We start from the raw sequence: 26,057 nt of genomic DNA on the forward strand, positions 1-26,057 counted from the left end.
CATTGTGTTATGTGGTTTATTTCATAATCGTGAATGAGGTGATACGGTATGCCGCAAAGGCAGGTTGCGGCAGGTTAACGTAAGAAAAAAGTACTACGGAACAATCGGACAGTGCCCCATACGCTGGCAGCCCTGCGTGACCAGCGAATCAACTTACTGGGATGACGAATACTGTATAGCGCCACCAGGCTTGAGCCAACTATCAAATATTTTCGCATACTGACAATCTGCGCCCAAACTCGGTCATAGGGGGCGGTCACGTCAATCCAATGTGCAGTGCTGTTAGCGAGATCCAGACGTTGCTGCTGGATCTCACGTAACAATGCCGCCTTTTCCAGTGCTAATTGACGGCGGCTCAACGGTCTTTCTCCAATAACTCGCGATCCGTCTCCAGCTGCTTACGGGTAGAACCCAGCAGAGTGGAGTGGCGCGCCTTGGTGAGTGTCCAGATAACACCGATTATCGCCAGTGCCAATAGCACCGCAGTAGTGGTACCCAGCGCCATTAAACGATAGGCAGGGTCAATAGCCCATATGACCAACACCAGCAGACTCATCAAACCGAAAGCAGTAAACAGCAGGGTAATTCCTGCCATCAGCAGCAACTGAATCAGTGTTGCCTTTTCTTCTTCCAGCTCAATAGCAACTAGCCGTACACGGGTTTCAACCATGCCCACCACAATGGTGGCGATGCGATGAACAGTATCTAGGACCCCTTTACCGGGGCCCTGAGTATGAGGAAGCTCTGCCATAATCAGCGGCGAGACAACAGAACGCCTAACACCACGCCGACAGCGGCACCAATACCTACGCCAGTCCAAGGGTTGTCGTGGACATAAGTGTCAGCTTTGTCAGCAATTTCTTTAGTTTGGGCCGCAATTTTATCACCGGTTTCGCTCAGACGTTCACGAGTATCTTTCAACGCGCTTTCCGCTTTAGCCCGCAGCTTATCTAACTCAGCTTTTGGCTTATCTGTTGAGGATTGCAGCACTTCTTCCAACGTATCTGCCAGTGATTTAAGTTCAGCGCGTAAATGTTCAGAGGTTTTATCTTGTGGCATGTTATAGCTCCTTAACATAGCTTGGATAACGGACTGACGTAGCGAATTTTTCAGCGAGGTAACAGATTAATAATCTTAAAAACCCCCTCTAATAGTCCGCCATTCTCATTTAAAACCGGAGTTGCGACTACTGCTGTGCCTGAGCTTGTTTTAACTCAGCTTGTGCTTGTACTAACTTCTTCTGTTGCTTGGTAATTTTACTGGTATCGCCTTTTTGCTGAGCCTCTTTTAACTCCTGCTGACGCTCAGTGACTTTGTGCTGTTTCTGTCTGATTTTTTTCTGCCGTTCGGCCTTTAGACTTTCTACCGTACAATGACTTTTAACTTCTTTTAAGGCGGTTTCCAGACCCGCCGCGCGGCGGGGATTACCATGCTGTTTGGCATAATCTATCTGTTGTTGGATTTCTTTGGCTTTAATGTCGCATTCATTATCAGTCGCAGCCTGAGCGACGCCACAAAACGCGATAATCGGTAAAACCAACAAAAGAAAAGTCCGTAGAGAAATAACGGTACGTAACAACATAGTATTGCTTCCTTTTACAGCACGATTCAAAAAACGAAACCTGTTGTCGTGAATGATTAAGCATAGCGCTGAATGATGTGATACCCAAGTTTACCACGGGATTTTTTATAGATTAATCAGATATCAGCAGAATAAAAGGGTGATAAAGCGAGATCGCTACGGGGATGGCTCCCCCGTAGTGCAGATTACCCTAGGTTTTGTAGATTATTTCTGAACGCGGGCAACAAACGATGACGTTTCTTTGACTCACTGGAGACAATGACATAACCGCTCGGCAAGATATCCTGCAAAACTTCAATGGCTTCTTTCTGTTGCTCTGGAGATTCCAGACTTACCACCAGACTGTCATTCTCTGGGGTGATGCTTTTAATGCGTATCCCACGTTGATCGAGATGTTGGTACAGATAAAATCCATCAGGCAATGACAACCCCTGCTGGTTAGGCCGAATTTTCAACGCACTTTCTGTACGCAAAATTAGGGGCGTAAACAATAGGGTTGCCAGCAGCACGCTTGCGACGAACAGGATAAGATAGCGCCAGGCTGGGCGACGAAAGCGGCCGTTGAAGTTGATCACTCTGGCTTACCGCTATTTTTATCGTCGCTATTCTCAACTTCAGGCGTGTTTTTCTTGCGCCAAAGAACATACAAAGAGCCAAATAAGCCAATCACCAGTAGCGCCAGAGGCAGCAACATCAGGAAGAACATCACTTCGTCTTCGTATTTCAGGAATACGGGGGTCTTACCAAAGGCAAAGCCCATACTGGTTAGAATAACGACCCACAACAACCCACTCATCCAGTTAAAGAATTGAAAGCGGGCATTACTGAGACCGGAAAGGCCAGCAATAGTTGGCAACAAGGTACGCACGAATGCCAGAAAACGGCCAATCAGTAGGGCGGATAGGCCATGACGATGGAACAGATTATGGGCGCGCTGGTGGTAATGGGCAGGTAAATGGGACAGCCAGCCCTGTACTATTTTGGTATTCCCCAGCCATCGACCCTGAATATAGCTGACCCAGCAGCCAAGACTGGCGGCGATGGTCAATACCACAATGGTGATCGGGAAGCTCATGGCCCCTTTTGCAATCAGTACGCCAACCAGAATCAGTAGGCTATCGCCCGGTAAAAAAGCCGCAGGAAGCAAGCCGTTTTCCAGAAAAAGTATCACAAACAGCAGGATATAGATGGCCCACACCAGAGACGGGTTCGCGAGTGTCTCATAGTCCTGTGCCCATAGAGCATGTAAGAGTTCTTTAATGATATCCATCTGGTATTCCTAAAACGTCATTGTTATATACCCTTAGGTATATCCGCGAGTTATGGCTAAGTACGTTATTTTTAAACACGATCCACGAAGATATCCGATAGCTTTCGTGTTAAGCGATGGTTTTGATAAATGTACTCAGGACAAACCAATTCGCTGGTATCAAAAGGTTAACTTCTCGTTATGACAGCACGGGTACTATGACAACAGAGAAATTATCACGCCTTTGGGGGGGTAGGTAAGCATCCCGCTATATTGAATATTACTCTCTTTCCAGCCACCCACACGATTTTGCTGTGTCGATGTATGGAACATCCAGTTGGCGTAATTAAGCAGGGGCAGTGATTGCCGTGGCTGCTTATAGATATCATCGGCTCGGTTACTGCGTAATATTGTCAGATATGCGCCAGGCCCGGTGTTATTGGCGAATGTTGGCGTGGTTGAACCCGCAAACTTGGCCACACTCAGTCGATTTTTTATGGCGGTTTTTTTGACTGGTACACCAATCTGACGGTATTGCGAATGCATGATTTTATTTTGCAGTCGCAGGTATGACGAAAAGACACTGACGGTTGATGGCGTATCGCTGACAGGGTGATTATCAGGATAAATGGCGCTCAGCACGGATAACGCCATCGCTGATGAGGGGGAATACGTGGGCGATAGCAGATTGCCGGAGACCGAGCCGGTCCAGCCAGACACCGCAATAAATAGAGCAAACAACCAGCGCATATATTTGCGTTTCGCTCCTAAAGCAGCCGAATAAAAAAGTATTGTCACTTTAGCAAAATAGCGGGATATGAAACAGGGAAATATAGATACCAACTGGGTATTTATTAAGCAATGGTTTAAAAACAGGCGTGAGACTGACATTTGCTGACAGAAGTCGACATTTACTGACCAAAAAGTGAGATAATCCCGCAGGAAAGAGAAAGAATTCATCGGGATTCGTTCTCTTGCCGCCGACCTACAACACCCATTATTTTGGGTCTATCTGGTGAACTTGAAGCCGCAGGGGGGTTGGCTGTGCGCGTCACTCGGCCCATCCATGAGCCTCACCGCTGCGAGGCCGCTGCAAGCTGTGTTCAAATCTGCCCCGGCAGATTGGTCACCCGAATCACTTACTGCCTACCTGCAACATCAATTTCTTTGGGTATATCGAGATGAACGACCGGATTCTCGGTAAACAGGTAGCGATCGACATTAAATTCAAAATCATCAGTAGTGGCCCGGAACAGCATCTGCTTAGTATTTTCCAAATGTTGCCACATAGCAAGCTTACTGGCGTAGGGATCTTTACGCATCAGCGCTTCGAGGATCTTGTCGTGATCTTCGCACCAGCCCTCGATCGATTTATCATCGATATGCTCGTGCAGCTTGATCCAGTAAGGGTTATGTACCCGCTGGCTCCACATCTTTTCGACAATCGTTGCCATGGCGGTATTTTGGGTCGCCAGAGCAACCTGCACATGGAATTTCAGATCCCATTGTGAATCACGGAAGCGATCTTCCTGCCGCGCATGTTTTTGGATCTCGATTAATTGCACAATATCTTGCCGCGTTACTTGTGTGGCGGCGAATTCGGCAATATTACTTTCGATAAGTTGGCGAGCTTGTAGCAGTTCAAAGGGGCCAGCAGTCGCGAATTCAATACTTTGGTTAGGCATCACTAAGTGCTTTTGCTTATTCGACATCACATGGATACCGGAACCTTTACGCACTTCGACGTAGCCTTCAACTTCCAGCATGATAATCGCTTCACGAACCACAGTTCGGCTGACATTCATTTCTTCTGAAATATAACGTTCTGCTGGCAATTTATCGCCTACCTGATAAACACCCGCTTCGATGCGACGCTTTAACTCTGCGGCTAACTGCTGGTACAACCGTCTGGTTTCTGTGAATTCCATGATTAAGGCTCTTGGGATCAATTGAGGCAGTCATTTTGCTGCTCATTTTGTCTGGAAGGCATGATATCCCGAACGGATACAATTGGACTTGTTATACCACTTATCCCTATCGGGTTCTAGTCATTACTATCACAGTTATGATGGAGGATGTGCGTCGAACTGAGGGGCAATGAAAGGGGGAGAAAGCCCGGTAAATGTGAACCGGGCTAAGGCTCAATAATCAACGGTTGAGATTAATTCTGTCCGGCTGGCGACTGTTTAGCCGGATCGATAGTCGGTTCGACTGCCGGGTGGTTTTGCAGTACGGTCCAGATAACCACAACGGCTAACACGTCAAATACCGCAAGTGCTGCAAACAGTGGGCTGAAGCCCATGGTATCGGCTAAAGCCCCCACGACCAGAGCGAACATAGTACTGGCAGTCCAGGCCGCCATCCCGGTTAAACCGTTAGCTGTTGCCACTTCATTACGCCCAAAAACGTCCGATGACAGCGTAATCAGTGCGCCGGACAGCGATTGGTGAGCAAAGCCGCCAACACATAGCAGCGCGATAGCAGCATATGGGCTAGTGAACAGGCCAATAGTCCCCGGAGCGATCATCAGCAGGCCACCCATAGTGACCACTAACTTACGGGAAACAATCAGGTTAACTTTGAAATGTTTCTGGAAGAACGGCGGCAGATAGCCACCCAAAACGCAGCCCAGATCGGCAAATAGCATTGGCATCCAGGCGAACATGGCGATCTCTTTCAGGTTAAAGCCATAAGCTTTGAACATGAACAGCGGGATCCATGCGTTGAACGTACCCCAGGCAGGTTCCGCCAGGAAACGTGGGATCGCAATCCCCCAGAACTGACGGTTACGGATAATTTGTAATGCAGACATCTTTTTAGAGTTAGCGGTGGAATGCTGTGCTTCCTGGCCACTGAGGATGTATTCACGTTCTTCGTCAGTCAGCTTTTTCTGATCTTTCGGGTGTTTGTAAAGGATTAGCCAGGCAATCGCCCAAATCAGGCTGAGCACACCGGTGATGATAAATGCCATCTGCCAACTGTGCATCACGATAGCCCACACCACTAATGGTGGTGCGATCATGCCACCGATAGAGGAGCCGACGTTAAAGTAACCCACGGCGATGGAGCGTTCTTTTGCCGGGAACCATTCGCTACTGGCTTTCAGGCCCGCAGGGATCATAGCAGCCTCTGCCATACCTACCGCGCCACGAGCGATGGCTAAACCGCCCCAACTGCTGGCTAATGCGGTGCTCATACAGAAAATGGCCCACATAATGGCAAACATGGCATAGCCCACTTTGGTGCCCATCACATCCAGAACATAACCGGCTACCGGTTGCATTAAGGTGTAAGCAGCAGAATAAGCGGCGATAATATAGGAGTATTGCTGTGTCGTGATATGTAACTGCTCTTGCAACGTCGGTGCGGCAACGGCAATAGCGTTACGTGTTAGGTAACCCAATATGGTGCCAACGGTGACCAAAGCGATCATGTACCAGCGTAAGCCTTTAATTTTACGCATCATTTGTAACTTTCTCCCAGTCTGAGATTACTGCTATGAAAGACAGCCTAACGTCGCATTTCATGGCGCAATTTGGTCCAATCCGACATCACTGTGCATGCGGTGGCACCTTACCCTCCTTATTGAGAGCCGTAGTGCTGTTACGGTTCTCACTCTGTGTCAGTCCCTTTGGGCCAAATCAATGCGCTTGATAAATCCACGCGAATGAGATGACTGATGGCGACGCAACAATAACTTGTCATACAGATTTAAAAGTTGAGTGATATCACAAAAACCACTTTTCAATTAGGGAATAATAGAACCCGACAGACCTAGCGCCGCAAGGGGCTAAATAGACGATAAATGTTGAGTATTTGTTCTTTTTGTTAGGTTTTAGCGATCTCTATCCATAAAAAAGTGCTGGACGATAGATTAAATTGGTGTGATAACTTCGCGATAACAGAAAGCAGTACTCTAAGATGTACTCAAGTGAGGAACCTAATATGTCGCAGTTTTTAACCGAAGACTTTTTGCTGGATACTGAATTCGCCCGTCGTCTGTACCATGACTATGCAAAAGATCAGCCGATCTTTGATTATCACTGCCATTTACCGCCTGAACAGATCGCAGAAAACACTCGTTTTAAGAATATGTATGACATCTGGTTGAAAGGTGACCACTATAAATGGCGTGCCATGCGAACTAATGGTGTAGCAGAACGTCTGTGTACCGGCGATGCCAGTGACCGCGAGAAGTTCGACGCTTGGGCGGCAACGGTTCCTCATACTATCGGTAACCCGTTGTATCATTGGACACATCTTGAATTACGTCGGCCATTTGGTATTACAGGTAAGCTGTTATCTCCTGCAACGTCAGAAGAAATCTGGCAACGCGGTAACGAGCTATTGGCACAGGACAGCTTCTCTGCGCGCGGCATTATGCAGCAGATGAATGTAAAAATGGTCGGCACCACCGATGACCCGATTGACGACCTGCGCCACCATAAAGCTATTGCCGCCGATGGCAGCTTCAAGATTAAAGTATTGCCAAGCTGGCGTCCGGATAAAGCCTTCAATATTGAAGCCGCCGGTTTTAACGACTATATGCAACGTCTGGAAGCCGCCGCCGATACCTCTATCAGCCGCTTTGTCGATCTCTGTAGCGCATTGAACCAGCGGATGGATCACTTTGCCGCGCATGGTTGTAAAGTCTCTGACCACGCGCTGGATGTGGTGGTGTACGGTGAAGCTGATGAAGCCACTCTGGATGCGATTCTGGCGCGTCGTCTGGCGGGTGAACAGCTAAGCCCCGAAGAAATCGCTCAGTTTAAAACCGCTGTTTTATTATTCTTGTCTGGCGAATATCACCGACGTGAATGGGTGCAGCAGTATCATATCGGGGCTCTGCGTAACAATAACAGCCGCATGTTTAATCTGGTGGGGCCGGATATTGGTTTTGACTCCATCAATGACCAACCACTGGCACAGCCACTGTCTCGTTTATTGGATGCTCAAGGTCTGCGTAATGCGCTGCCCAAAACCATTATTTACTGCCTGAACCCACGGGATAACGAAGTGATCGGCACTATGGTCGGTAACTTCCAGGGTGAAGGTGTTACCGGGAAAATGCAGTTCGGTTCCGGCTGGTGGTTTAACGATCAGAAAGATGGTATGCAGCGTCAGATGACCCAACTGGCACAGCTTGGTTTGCTAAGCCGCTTTGTTGGCATGCTGACCGATAGCCGCAGCTTCTTGTCTTATACCCGCCATGAATACTTCCGCCGCATTCTGTGCCAGATGATTGGCCGCTGGGTTACAGATGGTGAAGCACCGGCGGATATTGAACTGCTGGGTTCAATGGTGAAAAACATCTGTTTTGATAACGCGAAGCAATATTTCGCCATCGAACTCTAACTTATTATTTATTTAACGCTCGGTTGTAAGCGTTATGAGATGAACCCTGATGCAAACCCTGAACCGTCGTGACTTTCCTGGCCGTAGCCACCCTGACAAAATCATTCAATTTGGCGAAGGTAACTTCCTGCGTGCTTTTGTTGATTGGCAAATTGACTTACTGAATGAACATACCGATTTGAATGCTGGGATCGTGGTGATCCGACCGATCGATACCGATTTCCCACCTTCACTCAGTACGCAAGATGGCCTGTATACTGCGGTGATCCGTGGTTTGAACCAACAGGGCGAAGCGGTGCGTGAATTCCGCCTGATCCGCTCGGTTAACCGTGAAATCAATGTCTACCGTCAATTTGATGAATATCTGGCGCTGGCCCGTGATGCCAATATTCGCTTTATGTTCTCCAACACCACCGAGGCGGGTATTGCCTGGAATGAAGCAGATCAGTTCAGCGATGCGCCTCCGAGTTCTTTCCCGGCGAAATTGACACGTTTGTTGTTCGCACGCTTTGAGCATTTTGCCGGTGCGGCGGATAAGGGTTGGGTATTACTGCCTTGTGAACTGATTGATTACAATGGCGAAGCGCTGCGTGAACGGGTATTGCGCTATGCCAACCATTGGCAATTACCAGCGGCTTTTACTCAGTGGTTGACGGAAAACAACACCTTCTGCTCAACGTTAGTTGACCGTATTGTCACGGGTTATCCGCGTGATGAAGTCGCCGAGTTGCAAAGCGAACTGGGTTATCAGGATAGCTTCCTGGATACGGCAGAGTATTTCTATCTGTTTGTTATTCAAGGGCCAAAAGAGCTGGCACAAGAACTACGTCTGGATAAACTCGATCTGAATATCCGTATCGTTGATGACATTAAACCGTATAAAGAACGTAAAGTTGCCATTCTGAACGGCGCTCATACTGCACTGGTGCCCGTGGCATACCTCGCTGGGCTGGACACTGTCGGCCAGACGATGGATGACGCACTCATCAGCAGCTTTGTAGAGAAAACTATTACCGAAGAGATTGTGCCGGTGTTGGATTTACCGCAAGACGAACTGCTGTCATTCTCTCAGGCGGTATTGAGCCGTTTCCGCAATCCGTTTATTCAGCATCAACTTCTATCTATAGCATTGAATGGTATGACAAAGTTTCGTACCCGTATCTTGCCGCAATTACTGACTTATCAGCAGCAGCAAGGCAAGTTACCCCCACGCCTGACCTTTGCATTGGCGGCACTTATCGCCTTTTATCGTGGTGAACGTGATGGTCAAACTTATCCGTTGCAGGATGATGCTCATTGGCTGGAGCGCTATTCAACGCTGTGGAGTGGTGTAAAACATAACGACATTACTCTGGCTGAGTTGGTTAACCGCGTATTGTCCGATGCTAACCACTGGGGGCAGGATTTGACTGCGGTACCGCAATTGGCAAATCAGGTGACAGAGCAACTGCAAACTATCGTTAGCAACGGTATGAGAGCTGCGGTAGCGGCATATAGCTAAAGGTTTAACTATGCAAAGTATTATAAAAATTCACCCGTTGGATAACGTTGCCGTTGCACTGCAAGATTTGGTTGCTGATGAGGTCATCGAAAGCGGGGAGTCTAGCGTTAAGCTGGCTCAGCCAGTGGTGCGGGGCCATAAATTTGCCTTAACGGCTATCGAACCTGGGCAAATGATTGTTAAATATGGTTTGCCTATCGGCCATGCATTAACGCTGATCCAGCCGGGTGAACATATCCATTCGCAAAATGCCAAGACTAACCTCAGTGATCTGGATGAGTATCAATATCAGCCGGAATTCAGTGAACTGCCACCACAAATGGCGGATCGTGAGATACAAATCTATCGCCGGGCCAATGGCGACGTGGGAGTGCGCAACGAACTGTGGCTGGTTCCTACCGTCGGCTGTGTTAATGGCATTGCGCGCCAGATCCAGCAACGTTTTTTGAAAGAAACGCAGGATGCTGAAGGTATTGATGGCGTCTATCTGTTCAGCCACCCCTTCGGCTGTTCACAATTGGGTCAGGATCACGAAAATACCCGTACCATGCTGCAAAACATGGTGCGTCACCCCAATGCGGGGGCTGTGCTGGTGATTGGCTTGGGTTGTGAAAACAATCAGGTAGACGTTTTCCAGAGCACCTTGGGCAAAGTGGATGATGATCGCGTGCACTTTATGGTCTGTCAGCAGCAGGATGATGAAGTTGAAGCCGGTTTGGAGCATCTGCGCGCTCTGTATCAGGTGATGCGCAATGATAAACGGGTGCTGGGTAAGCTGAGTGAACTGAAGTTTGGTCTGGAATGCGGCGGTTCTGATGGCTTGTCAGGGATTACTGCCAACCCATTGTTGGGGCGTTTCTCTGACTATGTTATTGCCAATGGCGGTACATCGGTTCTGACTGAAGTTCCGGAAATGTTTGGTGCCGAACGTATTCTGATGAGCCGTTGTCGCGATGAAGCCACGTTTGAAAAGACGGTCAATATGGTCAATGACTTCAAACAGTACTTTATTGCACATAACCAACCGATTTATGAAAACCCATCACCGGGCAATAAAGCGGGTGGTATCACCACGCTGGAAGAGAAATCACTGGGTTGTACCCAAAAAGCGGGGCAGAGCGAAGTGGTTGATGTGCTGAAGTATGGTGAGCGCTTGCAACGCCCTGGCCTGAATTTACTCAGTGCGCCGGGCAATGATGCGGTGGCAACCAGTGCATTAGCCGGTGCTGGCTGCCATATGGTGCTGTTCAGTACCGGTCGCGGCACACCTTACGGTGGTTTTGTACCAACAGTAAAACTGGCAACGAACAGTGAACTGGCGGCTAAGAAACCACATTGGATTGATTTTGATGCTGGCAAGCTGATTCATGGCACTTCCATGGATTCGCTGTTGACTGAGTTTGTTGATTTGATTGTCGAGATTGCCAACGGGAAACCCGCGCGCAATGAAGTGAATGACTTCCGTGAACTGGCGATCTTTAAAAGTGGTGTCACTTTGTAAAGTACCAAGGGGGGCGATATCAGCCCCCCAAGAGTCGATGATAACTTAACTTAGACCGTTTTACGGCTTGCCAGCGGATCAGCATTTGCCAGCCGGGCATCGTCTGCCTGGCAGGCCGCGGCGGTAAATATGACGTCAGTTGAGGAGTTCAGCGCGGTTTCGGCTGAATCTTGCAGCACACCAATGATGAAACCAACGGCGACCACTTGCATTGCCACTTCGTTCGGGATCCCGAACATGCCGCAAGCCAGCGGGATCAGTAACAGCGAGCCGCCAGCTACACCAGATGCGCCACAGGCACAGATCGCGGCTACCACACTCAACAGCAGAGCTGTGGGTAAATCAACCGGAATACCCAAGGTATGAACCGCCGCCAGAGTCAGTACGGTGATGGTGATCGCCGCACCGGCCATATTGATGGTGGCACCTAACGGAATCGAAATGGAATAAGTATCCTCGTGCAAGTTCATCTTCTTGCACATTTCCATATTTACCGGAATGTTAGCGGCTGAACTGCGGGTAAAGAAGGCGGTAACGCCACTTTCACGCAGACAGGTAAACACCAGCGGATAGGGATTACGACGCGTTTTCCAGTAAACAATCAGTGGATTAACCACTAATGCTACCAATAACATACAGCCAATCAAGACTACCAGCAGTTGCGCATAATTCAGTAATACACCAAAACCCGTCTCTGCCATAGTGGATGCTACCAGGCCAAAAATACCCAGTGGCGCAAAACGAATAACCACGCGCACCACTTTGGTCACAGCATCAGACATATCATTAATTAATGCTTTAGTGGTATCCGCCGCGTGACGTAAGGCAACACCCAAACCCACTGCCCAGGCCAGAATTCCGATATAGTTTGCATTAAGCAGCGCGTGGATTGGGTTAGCAATGATGCTGTTGAGTAAACCTTTCATCACTTCTACTATTCCGCTTGGCGGGGTGATTTCGGCGGTATTGGTAGCCAGAATTAGAGTTGATGGGAATATAAAACTAACCACCACAGCAATCAGTGCCGCTGAAAAGGTGCCCAACAGATATAGGAACAGAATAGGGCGAATACTGGTTTTTTGACCTTGCTTATGGTTGGCAATCGAGGCCATCACTAGCATCAGAACCAGAATCGGGGCAACCGCTTTTAATGCGCCCACGAACAGTGTACCCAGCAAACCGACGGCTATCGCAGCTTGGGTGGATACCAATGCTAAAACAATACCTGCGACTAAGCCGATAATTATCTGTTTAACCAAACTACCACGGGCGATAAACCCGATAAATCCTGATTGTGTCTTTTCCATAGTTTCCAGTGATACCTCTTCCCAAGTTAAACTTGTTTTATTTTTTTTGCCTATCTAGTACTCAAACCGGAACGGGGCTGAGTATGACTCTTCACACCTGTAACTTAATCTTATTTGTAACTAGGTGTGTTTGCATGGTCAGTATAAGGGAATCTATTGGGCAGGAAAGAGTCAATTAGCAAAATCTAATGAGGATCAATATTTCATAACATTTTGTTTACATTTATGTGATCGCAATAACATTTTGCTGTTGACGGTATATGCGGGATAAATACGGGGTGATAACCACCCCGTATAATAGATTGTAGCGTTAGAGTGATTACTTATGGTTAGACTTATCTGCTGTTGCACGGTGGTCTGCACGATGATTTGCCCAGGCGTTAATGAGCAATGTCAGTGCCAAAATGCCGGCTACCACGCCTAATGAAATGCCAATAGGGATATGGAACAGATCGATAATCATCATCTTGACACCGATAAACACCAGAATGACCGATAAACCGTATTTGAGCATTGAGAAGCGTTCGGCCACGTTTGCTAATAAGAAATACATGGCGCGCAGGCCCAAAATAGCAAACAGGTTAGAGGTCAACACAATAAAGGGATCGGTGGTCACCGCGAAAATAGCCGGGATACTGTCGACGGCAAAGATAACATCGCTCAACTCGACCAGAATCAATACCAACACCAGCGGGGTGGCATACAGCAGTCCGTTTTTACGCACGGTAAAGCGGTCGCCATGTAACTCGTCAGTCATACGCAGGTGATTACGGATCCAGCGTACCAGCGGTTTTTCGCCAATCGGCGTATTGTCTTCTTTTGCCATTGCCATTTTGATACCGGTAAATAGCAGGAAGGCACCGAACAGATACAGGATCCAACTGAATTGCGATACCAGCCAGCTTCCGGCGAAGATCATAATGGTACGCAGTACAATTGCACCCAAGACCCCGTAAATCAGCACCCGACGCTGTAAATTGGCAGGAACAGCAAAATAGCCGAACAGCATCAGCCAGACGAATACATTATCTACGGCAAGGGCTTTTTCAATCAAATAGCCGGTCAGGAAGGCGAGTGCTTGTTTATCGGCGATTTCACGGCCCACGGTTTCGGCCAGATACCACCAGAAACCGGCATTAAACAGCAAAGACAAGCTAACCCACACCAGCGACCAGCAGGCCGCCTGGCGCAGTGTCATGGTTTGTGAGCCACGACGCCCCTGCAACAGCAAGTCGATGGCGAGCATGATTGTCACGACAACAGCAAAACTACCCCACAATAAAGGAGTACCCACGGTATTCATCATCTAAAACCTCTTAAAAAACAAAACGGCCAACGTCGGAAGACGCCAGCCGCTATGTCTGAGCTGCAAGCAAACCTCGCCTTCCGGCAAGGTCTCACTTACAACATCGATAATGTCAACGCCCTAAAAGGACTTGTACATAATGAGGTTGCCCGGTAACCGGGTGCTTTCGCACCGTAATGACGGCAGACCGGCAATGAAGTTACTCCCCTTTGCCGCGCAAAAATAATAGAAAACCCCCCGCAGGTCAATCATTGAAACAAAAATTAGCTTACCGCAGGTGGCTGAGTATCGGCCGGGAACACAACACCAGTCTGACGGCGAATATCGGTCTGAATACGCGATGTCAGCAAAGAAAGCTGTAACCCATCGTGTTCCACCTGTTTATTTTCCACCAAATTGGCAAAAACCTCAGCTTCATACAGCATAGTATTAATATGCTGTGGCTGCGTCAGATCCTGTGAGTGGCTCCCACGGGGAGTAAAGGCAATAGATTGGCATTCAGAGATACTTTCAATAACCAACGAACCGCCTTCTCCCTGAATTTCACTGGGAATATCTGACTGGCTGACTTTTGAGTGAATTATAACCACATCAAAATCACCATAATTCAGACAAACCGTACCGTGGGCATCAACACCACTGGGTAGCAAGCTTGCACTGGCGAGCACTGATTTTGGCTCGCCCCATAATGCCAGCGAGCTTGCCAGGCAGTAGTAACCAATATCCATTATCGAGCCGTTAGAAAATGCCGGATTAAAGGTATTGGGATTTTCGCCGTTGAGATAACGCTGATAACGTGAGGAATACTGGCAGAAATTAATAAAAGCTTTACGTAGTTTCCCTATGCGCGGCAGTGACTGCTTTAGCTGAATAAAGTTAGGCAGATAGGCCGTTTTAAACGCTTCAAACAAGACCACTTCATGTTTGCGTGCGCAGGCAACCAGTGATTCGACTTCTGCCAGATTAGATGCCAGCGATTTTTCGCAAATAACATGTTTTTTATGGCTGAGGAACAGCTTAGCCTGAGAATAATGTAAGGAGTTCGGGCTGGCGATATACACCGCATCAATCTGATCACTCGCCGCCAATGCTTCCAGATTATCAAAGCAGTCAGTAACGCTATAATTCACGGCAAAATTTTGAGCTTGTTCCAGTTTACGAGAGTAAACAGCGACCAGTTTTATTTTGCCACTTTCATGGGCGGCATCAATAAAGCGCGCGGTGATCCAATTGGTGCCAATAACGGCTAAGCGAATCATAGTGAACTCCATTCCTACAGAAGAAAAACACGTTGGCCGCCAGATTATCATGCTCCGCAGGGCCACGGTTTGGTTTCTTACCCGCCATCTTTCAAATTGCAGGGGTGTTGGCTGATTTTCTGCACCATGAAATCTATTGGCTATACCTATCAACGGTTAGTAGATTGTGCCAAACAGATCCACGTGGGTCAGATACAGGCGAGTATCAAACTCTAGCTGATGATATTGCGGTTCCATATGGCAGCACAAACTGTAGAACGCTTTGTTGTGATCTTTCTCTTTTAAATGAGCCAGTTCGTGGACCACTATCATTTTCAGGAAGGCTTCTGGGGCATTTTTAAATACAGTGGCGACACGGATCTCGGCTTTGGCCTTCAATTTGCCGCCCTGCACTCTGGAAATAGCTGTATGGAGACCGAGCGCATGTTTCATCACCTGAATTTTACTGTCGTAGGCCACTTTACTGAGCGGTTGAGCATTACGCAGATACTGGTTTTTTAAATCAACCGCATATTGGTACAACATTTTATCGGTATTGTAATCATGAGGTTGTGGGTAGCGCTGACGTAATACACTCCCCAAACGTTGTTCAGTGATGAGTTGGTGTACCTGAGATTGTAAGTGTTCGGGGTAACCTTGCAGATAGGTCAGTTCCGGCATGTGTATTCGCTCTGGCTTAGTTGATGAATCCCCTTGGTCCTTGGCGCGACTGGTTGTCTACCGGCAACGCCAATGGTTTTAGGCATTTTGCCGATGATAGTAACGTTTTCCCGCCGTTTAGACAAAAGTCACTTACTTTGCATAAAAATAGGGACTAAAAATAGTCGGCTTACACACAATTTAGTCTTTCACAGCGCGGGGCACCCATATCAGCATCATTATTACGTTTTACTGATATGGGTGGTTTTAACTCAATGGGGAGTCACTGCAATCGTCACTCACTTAGAAACGATAATTTGCTCCCAAAGTGACTTGAGTATAGCTGTAGTGCTGGCCGCCAAATTGATAGCCTAAATGAGTCCACAACCGTAGGTCGCTGTTAATGTTAGCTTCAATACCTAGCTTAAGGTCAGCAATATTGCTGTTCCTTTGCGGTGTAACATTAATACTCATTAATTCTATTTTATTTTGTAACTGTTGTTTGATGACATTGATATTGGATAATTGTATTCCTTGATTCATTCGGCTATGAATCCAATTAGCTTCAAAGGAGGGGCTGATTTGCAGGGTTTTGGTCGATGATAAGGTTGCAATATCGAACTCCAGTGCGGTACGTACCCCTAGCGTGGTGGTCACCGCACTGTTTTCGTTAACCGTTATCTGTGTTTCATTAGTTTCTTCGTGCAGTAACCCACTGCTGCGCTGCCATACTACTTTCGCTTTAGGTTGTACAAATAGCCGGACATCTGCTTGTTCGATCAGTTGAGCTTTGTAGCCTGTTTCCAATGCAGTGGTAAACAGATAAGACTTATAACTCGCCCCAGTCACAACTTCTGACGCCTTAACTTGATTCTTGAACTTACCGTATTGCGTCAGCAGGTTAACGTAAGGCCCAGGTTTAGTGTGGTTATTGGCATACCAGATGTTATATAAGCCGAGGTTGTAACCTTCTACTGAACCATGCGATTGGTGATGGGATGAAGTGGAACGACTTTGGCTGGTGGCTTTACCAATACCGGCCGTTATCCCTAAGATCCCCAGGCCATTCTCACCGCTGCTCCATTGACTTATTGCCCCGCCAAACTGAGTTGAATAGCGGGTTCCTTTTGTGTGGAGTTGGTTCTGACCTGAGTTAAACCGGTTTTTTGCCCCAGTGGTATTTAGCCACATATTGGTGATTTTCTTCTTACCGGTTATTGGGTCGGTGTAGGGGGTTGCTTCTTGGCGGTGCTGTAAGTCATCTGTTATAAACATTTGTTGAGCCGCCATCAGGTTAGCAATATAGCTACCGGCCTGCGGAGTATGGCTAATGATAGGGGTTGATTTGAGTATGGGTTTAGGGGTGGGCTGCGTTTTAGGTTTTGGGGCCGGTGGTGGTGGTTTTTTAGCCGTTTGGGTTTCAGCTATTGTTGCGCTAACTTCAGGTTTAGCGTGGAGCAATAAGTTAGATATTGGATGAGATAGTATTGTCTGACTGACATTACCCACCTCAGTAACAACATCATTAACTTCAGTGCCCAGAGTATCTTCGATAACTTTTTCATGCGTAGTATCTGAAGTAGCCTTGATGGGCGGTGTGTCAGTCAGCAATTTTAGAAGTCCTTGTACAAATTCCTGTTGTTTGATCGCTGCTGATGCTTTTGCTTTTTCTCGAATCCTCTCAAGGTCTTGTTCGCGCCACATTTTTTGTGCTTTTGCCCAATTAGCTGAGTTCTGTTGCTCATGTAATACTTGTGCGTTTGCTCTTCTTAAGAAGTCATTATGGTCCGTTCCGTCAGCAGCGATAAATGGGTCTGGCCCGTAAATATGAAACTCGTCATAGCTATCAGCCCAGGCAATGCTACTACTCAATACCAATAACACTCCACCGATGGCTTTGGCGCATGGTGATAAATGATAATTGGTATGATTTGAGGGGATGGTCTGGGTAAGGGAACGGCGTTCCAGCAGAATAATATTTAATATAGACATTGTTGGGTTACCTTCCTTGTAATTAATATTTAAACGTTTTTATTACGCGCAATATGATTTGCAATTATAGATTGCAGACTTGATATACAAATAACTTCCAATCGTGTTAACTTTTTAAAAATAAAAGAATTAAATAACAAACTATCAAGTAACTGATAATTTGTTATTTAATTGTTTTGGTGAATGCCTGATAATAGATACTAATAATCTTTATTGGTGTTGCGGGGCCATTTTAAGTCGATTTCAAGAAAAATTGAGTCGATTGGTAATGAATTAACATGAAATTAAGTCTTGGTAACGATTGGTGCCGGGGTAAAATACGTCCTTCATTAAGCTATCTTAAGCCGTTTGTGAAATTATTTTCTCTGTCATGCTGCAAGCATTCTTCTCGTTTTGCTGGCCTGGGTTGCGATAAAACGGCATTAAAGCAAAAAAACATTTTACTGATCGCCCGTTTTAGGGGATAAACAGCCCAAATTTATTATTCAGGAGCGGTGATGAGCCAACTCTCTCTGGAAACGCAAAGTCTTGAGCTTGAGCGTTTTCCGCCACAAGAAAATTCTACCACCCTACAGGCGTGGGAAGCAGCAGATGAATATCTGCTACAACACATTGATTTAAGTCAGATTGATGGTCGATCGGTACTGGTGTTTAACGATCAGTTTGGTACGCTGGCCTGTGCTTTACACGCTTATCGTCCATTCAGTGTCAGTGACTCTTATATGAGCCAATTGGCAACAGCGCATAACTTGCGTTTAAATCATCTGGATGAAGAGGCGGTCACCCTGCTAAGTAGCATTGACGCTTTGCCAGAAGCCCCTAAGCTGGTGGTGATTAAAATCCCTAAAGCATTGGCGCTGTTGGAGCAGCAATTACAGGCTTTACGCCGTGTGGTCGCACCGGATACGGTGATTATTGCGGGGGCAAAATCCCGCGATGTGCATAACTCGACGCTGCAATTGTTTGAAAAAATTCTGGGGCCGACCAAAACCACGCTGGCATGGAAAAAAGCACGTCTGATCCACTGTGAAGTTGCTGATATCCCACTGGCAGAGGCACCCGCCACTACCGACTGGCCGCTGGCGAATACCGAATATGTTATCCATAACCATGCTAACGTCTTTTCCCGTAATAATCTGGACATCGGTGCGCGCTTCTTTATGGAGATCCTGCCGTATGATGTTACCGGGAAAATAGCCGATCTGGGTTGTGGTAATGGTGTTGTCGGCTTGATTGCGTTGGAACAAAACCCACAAGCAGAAATGCTGTTTGTGGATGAGTCCTACATGGCAGTGGCATCCAGTGAACTGAATATCACCTATAACCGCCCACAAGACTTGTCACGCTGTGAATTTATGGTGAGCCATGGGCTGGCCGGTGTTGAGCGTGAGAGCCTGCAACTGGTGCTCTGCAACCCACCTTTCCATCAACAACATGCAGTCAGTGACCATGTAGCCTGGCAGATGTTCTGTGATGCCAAACGTTGTCTGGAGGTGGGCGGGGCGCTAATGATCGTCGGTAACCGTCACTTGGATTACTTCCACAAACTTAAACGTTTGTTCGGTAACTGTGAAACGCTGGATTCAAACCAGAAGTTTATGGTGCTGAAGGCCGTGAAAACGGCCTCATCCCGTTCAGAAGGCGGCGGTTCGGGTAGTCTTGATATGTCGTATAGCGATTTCTAATCGCCCTTCGTACTTGAAATCGCAGGGGGTGATGTCAGCTACCCCCTGCGGCTACTTATCTGTCTACTAAATAGCCAGCGCCAGACGCGTCCCTTGATCGATCGCCCGGCGGGCATCCAGCTCACTTGCTACGTCAGCACCACCAATCAAATGCACTGTTTTCCCCATATCCAGTAAGGGTCGATGCAATTCCCTGCGCGGCTCCTGACCGGCGCAGATAATGATGGTATCGACGGGCAAGCAACGGGTCTGTTCCGCATGGGTGATATGCAAACCTTCATCATCAATACTCTCGTAGTTAACACTGTTGAGCATCTTCACGCCGCGCATCGCCAGACTGGTGCGGTGGATCCAGCCGGTAGTTTTACCCAAGCCTTCGCCGACCTTACTGGCTTTCCGCTGTAACAGGAAAATCTGCCGTGGTGATGGATGCACTTTGGCCCCCTCCACAGATAAGCCTCCCCGCTGTGCCAGATTCTGGTCAATGCCCCATTCGCGACTGAATGCGTGGCTATCCAGACTACTGGGATCACCGAATTGGCTGAGATATTCAGCAGTATCAAAACCAATCCCACCGGCACCGATAATTGCCACTCGCTCGCCGACCGGTTTTTTATCACGCAATACGTCCAGATAGGTAAGCACTTTCGGATGGTCAATACCCTTGATGGCTGGCAAGCGTGGCTGGATGCCACAGGCGAGGATCACTTCATCAAAGTTAGCTAATTGCTGTGGCTGCACCAGGGTATTTAACCGCTGAATGACACCATGGAGTACCAATTGACGGCGGAAATAGCGCAGTGTCTCGTAGAACTCTTCTTTGCCGGGTATCTGTTTGGCAATATTGAATTGACCACCAATGTCTGCAGCGGCATCAAATAGCGTTACCTGATGGCCACGGCTGGCAGCAGTCACCGCAAAAGCCAATCCGGCAGGGCCGGAACCCACTACGGCTAATTGTTTTGGCGTTTCTGTCGGCAAAACCGGCATTTCGGTTTCACGGCAGGCTCGCGGATTCACCAGACACGAGGTCAGTTTGCCTTCGAAAATCTGATCCAAACAAGCCTGATTACAGCCTATACAGGTATTAATTTCATCCGCCCGATCCTGTGCCGCCTTTTGGACAAAAGCGGCATCGGCGAGGAATGGGCGTGCCATCGACACCATATCCGCACAGCCATCCGCCAATACTTGCTCTGCTACTGCGGGGTCATTGATCCGGTTGGTGGTGATCAGCGGAATAGCCACTTTCCCCATCAATTTGCGTGTTACCCAACTGAACCCGGCCCGTGGCACCATAGTCGCAATGGTAGGGATCCGCGCTTCATGCCAACCAATGCCGGTATTAATCAGGGTCGCACCGGCTTGTTCGACGGCCTGCGCCAACTGCACTATCTCATCCCAACTGGAACCATCCTCCACCAGATCGAGCATCGACAGACGGTAAATCAGAATGAAATTCGGCCCGGTGGCCTGTCGGACTGCACGTACAATTTCTAAGGCAAAACGCATCCGACGGGTAAAATCCCCGCCCCAGTGGTCATCGCGTTGATTGGTTCGGGCCGTTAGGAACTGATTAATGAGATAACCTTCAGATCCCATCACCTCAACGCCGTCGTAACCGGCTTGCTTGGCTAACAGCGCGCAGTGGGCGAAGTCGGCAATGGTCTGTAGCACTTCATCGCCACTTAATGCCTGCGGGGCAACGGGGTTGATGGGGGCTTGCAAGGCTGAGGGGGCCACTGGCTGTTTCTGGTAGCTATAACGACCTGCATGGAGAATTTGTAACGCAATTTTACCGCCTGCCCGATGCACGGCATCGGTAACTAGTTGATGATGCGGCACTTGTGTTACGTCATTCAGTACCGATGCGCCCTGATACACCACCCCTTTTTTATTGGGTGCAATGCCACCAGTAACAATCAGGCCGACACCACCGGCGGCCCTTTCGGCATAGAAAGCCGCCAGGCGCTGTGGGCCATCGGGCAATTCTTCCAATCCGGTGTGCATTGACCCCATTAACACGCGATTTTTCAGGGCAGTAAAGCCAAGGTCAAGGGGGGTGAGCAGGTGAGGGTAAGCTAACATTGCAGTCTCCATCGGGTGTACTTCTGGCTATATTGGGTATAAATCAACTCAATACAGCCAAACCATTATTGTTATTTCTCTGCCACCCTAGCCGAGTTCGGCAAGTGGTCGGATGAGATTTTTATTCAAATTTAGACGGTGCTGTGCAGCTTGGGAAATCGCAATGTGCTGATTGTGATAGCCGTCATGAATATGACCGCGTTTTATTCAATGGCAGCAAAACTAAAAGGCTTTCTGTCGTCGGCCGATAAACCGTTTACCGTACAGGCTTGACTCGTTAGAGAATATTTCCAGGGCAGCGGTATCGCCGTTCACGATACCGCTCAGGGGGAGAGCTATGAATTGCGTTTATATAAACCAGCGACCATAAAGCAGCTAAATGAACTGAATAACATCTCAATCCCGACCAATGTGGTTACCATCGTGATCGACATCAATGGCCCGGCACTGACCAGTAGATAGGTAATTATCAGGTCCAGCACCCCAAGCAAGATTTGTAGCCATGCCCCCGGTACTCCCCACATTTTAACGCCGGTAATCAACCGGATCACCCCACCAAAGGCAAACAATACCGCCAGCACCACCGCCAGACTGATCATGCCTATTGCTGGATTGGTAATGAATACATAACCCATTACGAGATATGCCACGCCCAGTAAAATACCGGTCACCATGGGCCATACGTCGTGAGAGCGGCGGTTAGCGACCATACCTATGACCATTGCAATACCACTGAGCAGCAGCAGGACACCGATGATCTTGCTCAGTACGACACCGGATGCTAATGGATTAATCAGGCAGAAAATCCCGCCTAACAGCAGTAGAACGGCAATGACCCGCATGATCAGTCGCTGTTTTTTTAGCGTACCTTCATCAAGGTTCATCAGGTATTTCTGATCTATATTTAGCATAACGATGACTCCTGTATGATCTGAACTCAGTTAACGATAACTATCATGAGTATAGGTTGAACAATAGATATATAAATAAAATTTATGATATTCAACTAATTATACCGTGGAATATTTCCTGTACGTCAGATGTAAAAATAGCATTGCGACGGCACTTATCATCGCGCCAAGAACACAAACACCTGACCAACCTGCATTTGCATCGACTGTCGTTGTACTGATGGCGCTGCCAATTGAGTGAAACAACATATAACCCGCACAACGACAGCCATCAGGCCGATAATCAGCATCGCCCATCAATAGCAGTGAAAAAGTAGGGACAAGACTCACCAAAATCAATGCCTCAGCAGATAACAATAACTGCCCGATAATTAATTTTCGACGATCCCAACGATTACCCAACAGTACAATGAATATCAACCCCAGGGCATAACCTGACGGTGTCGGGGTAACCACCAGACCAATCGTCAACGGGCTAACGTTAAGATCCGTTGCCATAATATCCAGCAGGGACGGGTGCTGAATTCCAGCGAATCATGCAGGAAATCAGCATTCCGCTACACCTCAGAGAGGGGATAGACGTCGTCGCTTACGGAATTTCACTCTATAATCCAGATGCTTACTACCTAATGCATGCCTGTGATAGTCTGAGGTGTTAGCGCGTGCTGAGGCGTGTTTTTACAGCAGTGATGGATGGCGTTTCGGGCCGCGAATGGCAATTATTGAGCGCATTGAGAGCAGCCTGAAATCAGTGATCTCCATGCCGGTAAATGCCATCGAGGCTTTAAGACGATAGCCTATACATCACCCTATAAAGTTTAACTGCGCGATAACGGCGATTGGCATGGCTTTCTCACTTAAACATTTTATCCACCAGAGGGCGCTTTCTCTTTTGCGGCACGTATGGCTTCCAGCCTGTCCTGCATATCAGGATGGGTACTCAGCCACTCCGTCATGTCAATTCGAGTTTCAGCCCCCGGCATTGCTACTTGTTGCAACCGATGATAAATATCTTCCATGGCCGACAACGAACGCCCTTCGTGCTGCATTTCGGCTATTGCCCAGGAATCTGCCTCACGTTCTATCGCGCGGGAGAACTGCATCTCATGTACAAATGAGGCCGATTGTAACAGCGTATCGCCAATACCATTGACATCACCCGTCATCCACATCAAGGTCAATGCGACCAACGATGAACGCACCAGCATTCGCATCGAGTGGCGGTAGGCGTGGTGCCCCATCTCATGCAACATCACCGCAGCCAAGGCATCATCGCTGGTAGTCAGCTTGATCAAATCGTCACTTAACACCATTGTGCCATCAGGTAACATGAAGGCATTGGCTGTCATCGGCGCTGTCATCAATATCAGTTTGGGCGGAGTACGTTCCTGCTGCATTTGTACGGGCATCACCTGTACAAATAATTGTTGAATCGCCTGTTGCCGCTCGGCGGGCAACTGTGAAGGTTTAAACCCACTATGTTGTAGAAGTTTAAATGAGTGCTCCCCCAGCTTCTGCTCCGCAACCGTTGGAATACGCAGCGCAATTTCACTGCTCGCCCAAGGAAGTAGCACATAAATGTAAGCTAAGATAAGCATTATGGTCATCAGCAACGCCAGCAATACCCCGCGTTTATGGCGTTCTAAGCGGTGTACCAACCCAGGTGAACGCCGTTGATACAGCCATTGACGGAACAACGCATCATCGGTGGGGACAAAACGACCACCATCAGGAAATGTCAGGTTCAGCGGAATAGTACCCAGTGAATCAGAAACACTGAGTTGCGACAGAGAGATAAAATGTTGTTTCCCATCGCGCAGCAATGTCACGTTATCTCCCAGGTCATTCAGCAGTAACCGGGCCACCTCGCGGGTGGCCCGGCCTGGACACTGATAATATCCTTGAAGGATCACTGACGTTTACTCAAAAGCGGGTTCCCAGATCGAGCATCTGTACTGTTTCTTCGGCGGTGGCATCATTCGCGGTATCCTGATGAGCCTGGATATTGAGTAAAGACAGGTCACCTTCAATTTTAGTTGAATGGGCCAGATAGCGTGCATGACGCACTTCTGCCACTGGCGCAGCAAACCCCAATGAGAACACAGTTATCAGGCTATTAGTAATCAAAAGACCCATATATTGTAGGGTTTTCATCGAGGAGTGCAGCTTGATTTCACCTTGCAATGTTGTTTGACTAAACAGGTAATTACGTTGTGCCACCGTGCGGTAGCTACTGGAACTCATTGATCCTAGCAGTAACACCACTATCATTAGTAGCAAGTTGCCAGCATTATTAATGATCAGCGCACCAGCCATGGCATCGGTCACTTCAGCAGATAAGGCTAGTTGGGACAGACCGAGCAAAAACGAACCGGCGAATATCATGGCGATGACAAAAAATAGCATAAAAATCAAAGTGCTGATTAAGTGTATTTTAATAAAGACTGATTTTTTTAGCGTGGTAATAAAAGATGAATTGCCAAAAGACAGATTATTAACATATAGATTCTGTTGTAACGTTGCCATAATGCCGTTGATAACGGCCAGCAGAGGTAACAACAAAATAGCAGAGATAACGGCTAGTGTTATAACGGCAGAAAGGCTGTTCACGGTATAGCCTATCATTACCATGAGACAAATAGCGGCATACAACCCGATAATTAACAGTAGCGGGCAAAATAGCAATACCCAATAAGCACGCCCAGTCTGGCAGTGATAATTAAAACGAACACCACGATAGCTTGTCATAATTGCATTGTAGCGCCAACTGCGGAGAATAATCCATGGCACCGATGCCAGAAACGCCAGCGCGACCACGAGGGCAAACTGTGGGGTCACCGCCAATAATATATAGAATAAAATTATGCTGCCAATAACTAATAAACGCCCTTTAAGGAGTTGTACTGGCTGTGCGTGATAATCAAAACGATCACCGTTTAACTCGGTATTACCATAGAAGTAACGGCGGCGTCGAACGGTGGCCCATGCAGAATAAATACCGAGTGTAATTACCGTTAGCAGCAAATTAACCAACCAGATAGCGAAGTATTCGCTACCTTTACCTTTGAAACTCATTTCATACAGTGTTTTATTTTGCATTATTTTATCGTCCATAACCCTTTTATCCTAGAAATAATATAATCTGTCTATATGTCCCTATTTTTATTAACAATAGAGTTATGGGTATAAAAAATTCCATTATAATCACAAGACAGTAAATTTCGCGCATAATAATATAAATGCGGTAATAATCGCAAATGATGTTTTATTTGTTCTGCATATTATAATCAATAAAATTAATGTAACATATTGATTTAATATCATATATTTTATTTTGGTTCATCATAAATTATCCTGAAGACTAATTTATATTTTACGACTCTATGGGGTAGCGTTCTTGGCAGTAAGATAATTCTTGTGTGGGCGCTATTTTACTTAAGTATATATCTTGGTTAGATCGTGTTTATACACTAACAGTATACTGAGTCGGTTCTGTTATGGGCCTGAATGATATAAACGGGTGATCTAAAAAATCTGACCAGTAGGAATGATTCTTTTTCTCTTACGCCGCAGATATTTTCTAATTAAGAAATATTATTAATATTACTCATTATATTTTTAACTGAGTGTCTGGAATGACTTGACACTGACAGAATCAAGAACAGGGAGTACGAATAATGAC

Annotated in this window: 24 protein-coding genes; 5 read left to right on the forward strand and 19 right to left on the reverse strand. The window is 47.3% G+C overall.

Going from position 1 to position 26,057, the window contains the following annotated elements; translation table 11 throughout:
• Nucleotides 1-74: 74 nt before the first annotated feature.
• From AEP37_RS19070 to AEP37_RS19110, 9 genes are all read right to left on the reverse strand, one after another.
• Nucleotides 75-359 carry a YqjK-like family protein gene (locus tag AEP37_RS19070; protein WP_049614839.1) on the reverse strand — a complete coding sequence of 95 codons (285 nt, stop codon included), beginning with the start codon at nt 357-359 and terminating at the stop codon, nt 75-77.
• Nucleotides 356-751, reverse strand: coding sequence for a phage holin family protein (locus AEP37_RS19075; protein WP_049614840.1), 396 nt, complete (start codon nt 749-751; stop codon nt 356-358). Before AEP37_RS19075 ends, AEP37_RS19070 begins: the two co-directional genes overlap by 4 nt.
• 2 nt (nt 752-753) lie before the next feature.
• On the reverse strand, nt 754-1,059 hold the full coding sequence (locus tag AEP37_RS19080) for a DUF883 family protein (RefSeq protein ID WP_049614841.1): 306 nt from the start codon (nt 1,057-1,059) through the stop codon (nt 754-756).
• A 127-nt stretch (nt 1,060-1,186) separates the two neighbouring features.
• The gene (locus AEP37_RS19085) at nt 1,187-1,564 is read right to left on the reverse strand and encodes a DUF1090 domain-containing protein (protein WP_082170867.1); all 378 of its coding nucleotides are present in this window, start codon (nt 1,562-1,564) and stop codon (nt 1,187-1,189) included.
• A gap of 203 nt (nt 1,565-1,767) precedes the next feature.
• Entirely contained in the window at nt 1,768-2,157 is a 390-nt protein-coding gene (mzrA, locus tag AEP37_RS19090; protein ID WP_049614843.1) for an EnvZ/OmpR regulon moderator MzrA, read from the reverse strand.
• Nucleotides 2,154-2,852, reverse strand: coding sequence for a DedA family protein (locus AEP37_RS19095; protein ID WP_049614844.1), 699 nt, complete (start codon nt 2,850-2,852; stop codon nt 2,154-2,156). Before AEP37_RS19095 ends, mzrA begins: the two co-directional genes overlap by 4 nt.
• 195 nt (nt 2,853-3,047) lie before the next feature.
• The gene (locus AEP37_RS19100) at nt 3,048-3,581 is read right to left on the reverse strand and encodes a hypothetical protein (RefSeq protein ID WP_049614845.1); all 534 of its coding nucleotides are present in this window, start codon (nt 3,579-3,581) and stop codon (nt 3,048-3,050) included.
• A 389-nt stretch (nt 3,582-3,970) separates the two neighbouring features.
• Entirely contained in the window at nt 3,971-4,759 is a 789-nt protein-coding gene (gene exuR / locus AEP37_RS19105) for a transcriptional regulator ExuR (protein WP_049614846.1), read from the reverse strand.
• Between the two features lie 233 nt (nt 4,760-4,992).
• A complete protein-coding gene (locus tag AEP37_RS19110; RefSeq protein ID WP_049614866.1) occupies nt 4,993-6,294 on the reverse strand; it encodes an MFS transporter in 1,302 nt (433 codons plus the stop codon).
• 482 nt (nt 6,295-6,776) lie between these two features.
• Between AEP37_RS19110 and uxaC the strand changes: the two genes are divergently transcribed.
• The 3 genes from uxaC to AEP37_RS19125 are packed head-to-tail and all read left to right on the forward strand — an operon-like array spanning nt 6,777 to nt 11,188.
• Nucleotides 6,777-8,186: a glucuronate isomerase gene (uxaC, locus tag AEP37_RS19115; protein WP_049614847.1), complete on the forward strand. Its 1,410-nt coding sequence runs from the start codon at nt 6,777-6,779 to the stop codon at nt 8,184-8,186.
• Between the two features lie 49 nt (nt 8,187-8,235).
• Nucleotides 8,236-9,687 (forward strand): tagaturonate reductase, encoded by a 1,452-nt coding sequence (locus AEP37_RS19120; protein WP_049614848.1) that lies wholly within the window; start codon nt 8,236-8,238, stop codon nt 9,685-9,687.
• 10 nt (nt 9,688-9,697) lie between these two features.
• Nucleotides 9,698-11,188, forward strand: a complete 1,491-nt coding sequence (locus AEP37_RS19125) for a UxaA family hydrolase (RefSeq protein ID WP_049614849.1) — start codon at nt 9,698-9,700, stop codon at nt 11,186-11,188.
• A gap of 50 nt (nt 11,189-11,238) precedes the next feature.
• On the opposite strand, the gene sstT is transcribed toward AEP37_RS19125, so the two are convergent.
• The 5 genes from sstT to AEP37_RS19150 form a co-directional block, all read right to left on the reverse strand.
• On the reverse strand, nt 11,239-12,495 hold the full coding sequence (gene sstT / locus AEP37_RS19130; protein WP_049614850.1) for a serine/threonine transporter SstT: 1,257 nt from the start codon (nt 12,493-12,495) through the stop codon (nt 11,239-11,241).
• Between the two features lie 319 nt (nt 12,496-12,814).
• Nucleotides 12,815-13,801 (reverse strand): TerC family protein, encoded by a 987-nt coding sequence (locus tag AEP37_RS19135; RefSeq protein WP_049614851.1) that lies wholly within the window; start codon nt 13,799-13,801, stop codon nt 12,815-12,817.
• A 263-nt stretch (nt 13,802-14,064) separates the two neighbouring features.
• A complete protein-coding gene (locus AEP37_RS19140; RefSeq protein WP_049614852.1) occupies nt 14,065-15,060 on the reverse strand; it encodes a Gfo/Idh/MocA family protein in 996 nt (331 codons plus the stop codon).
• A gap of 156 nt (nt 15,061-15,216) precedes the next feature.
• Complete coding sequence (locus AEP37_RS19145; protein WP_049614853.1) at nt 15,217-15,720, reverse strand: M48 metallopeptidase family protein; 504 nt, start codon at nt 15,718-15,720, stop codon at nt 15,217-15,219.
• Between the two features lie 282 nt (nt 15,721-16,002).
• Nucleotides 16,003-17,691, reverse strand: coding sequence for an autotransporter outer membrane beta-barrel domain-containing protein (locus AEP37_RS19150; RefSeq protein ID WP_072086357.1), 1,689 nt, complete (start codon nt 17,689-17,691; stop codon nt 16,003-16,005).
• 497 nt (nt 17,692-18,188) lie between these two features.
• Between AEP37_RS19150 and rlmG the strand changes: the two genes are divergently transcribed.
• Nucleotides 18,189-19,376 carry a 23S rRNA (guanine(1835)-N(2))-methyltransferase RlmG gene (gene rlmG, locus AEP37_RS19155; protein ID WP_049614854.1) on the forward strand — a complete coding sequence of 396 codons (1,188 nt, stop codon included), beginning with the start codon at nt 18,189-18,191 and terminating at the stop codon, nt 19,374-19,376.
• A 66-nt stretch (nt 19,377-19,442) separates the two neighbouring features.
• Here rlmG and AEP37_RS19160 read toward each other — a convergent pair whose 3' ends face one another.
• Nucleotides 19,443-21,464, reverse strand: a complete 2,022-nt coding sequence (locus tag AEP37_RS19160; RefSeq protein WP_049614855.1) for an oxidoreductase — start codon at nt 21,462-21,464, stop codon at nt 19,443-19,445.
• Between the two features lie 150 nt (nt 21,465-21,614).
• Between AEP37_RS19160 and AEP37_RS27610 the strand changes: the two genes are divergently transcribed.
• The gene (locus tag AEP37_RS27610; RefSeq protein WP_268872762.1) at nt 21,615-21,737 is read left to right on the forward strand and encodes a hypothetical protein; all 123 of its coding nucleotides are present in this window, start codon (nt 21,615-21,617) and stop codon (nt 21,735-21,737) included.
• A 62-nt stretch (nt 21,738-21,799) separates the two neighbouring features.
• Here the strand turns inward: AEP37_RS27610 and AEP37_RS19165 are convergent, their stop codons facing one another.
• The 4 genes from AEP37_RS19165 to AEP37_RS19180 all read right to left on the reverse strand — a co-directional run bounded on the left by AEP37_RS19165 (nt 21,800) and on the right by AEP37_RS19180 (nt 25,489).
• Nucleotides 21,800-22,375, reverse strand: a complete 576-nt coding sequence (locus tag AEP37_RS19165; RefSeq protein WP_049614856.1) for an HdeD family acid-resistance protein — start codon at nt 22,373-22,375, stop codon at nt 21,800-21,802.
• A 99-nt stretch (nt 22,376-22,474) separates the two neighbouring features.
• Nucleotides 22,475-22,873: an MFS transporter gene (locus tag AEP37_RS27330; protein WP_049614857.1), complete on the reverse strand. Its 399-nt coding sequence runs from the start codon at nt 22,871-22,873 to the stop codon at nt 22,475-22,477.
• A gap of 368 nt (nt 22,874-23,241) precedes the next feature.
• The gene (locus AEP37_RS19175) at nt 23,242-24,288 is read right to left on the reverse strand and encodes a M48 family metallopeptidase (protein WP_049614858.1); all 1,047 of its coding nucleotides are present in this window, start codon (nt 24,286-24,288) and stop codon (nt 23,242-23,244) included.
• Nucleotides 24,289-24,298: 10 nt separating this feature from the next.
• The gene (locus AEP37_RS19180) at nt 24,299-25,489 is read right to left on the reverse strand and encodes a YjgN family protein (protein WP_049614859.1); all 1,191 of its coding nucleotides are present in this window, start codon (nt 25,487-25,489) and stop codon (nt 24,299-24,301) included.
• Between the last annotated feature and the right edge of the window lie 568 nt (nt 25,490-26,057).

Source organism: Yersinia pekkanenii (genome assembly GCF_001152565.1).
GTDB classification, from domain to species: domain Bacteria; phylum Pseudomonadota; class Gammaproteobacteria; order Enterobacterales; family Enterobacteriaceae; genus Yersinia; species Yersinia pekkanenii.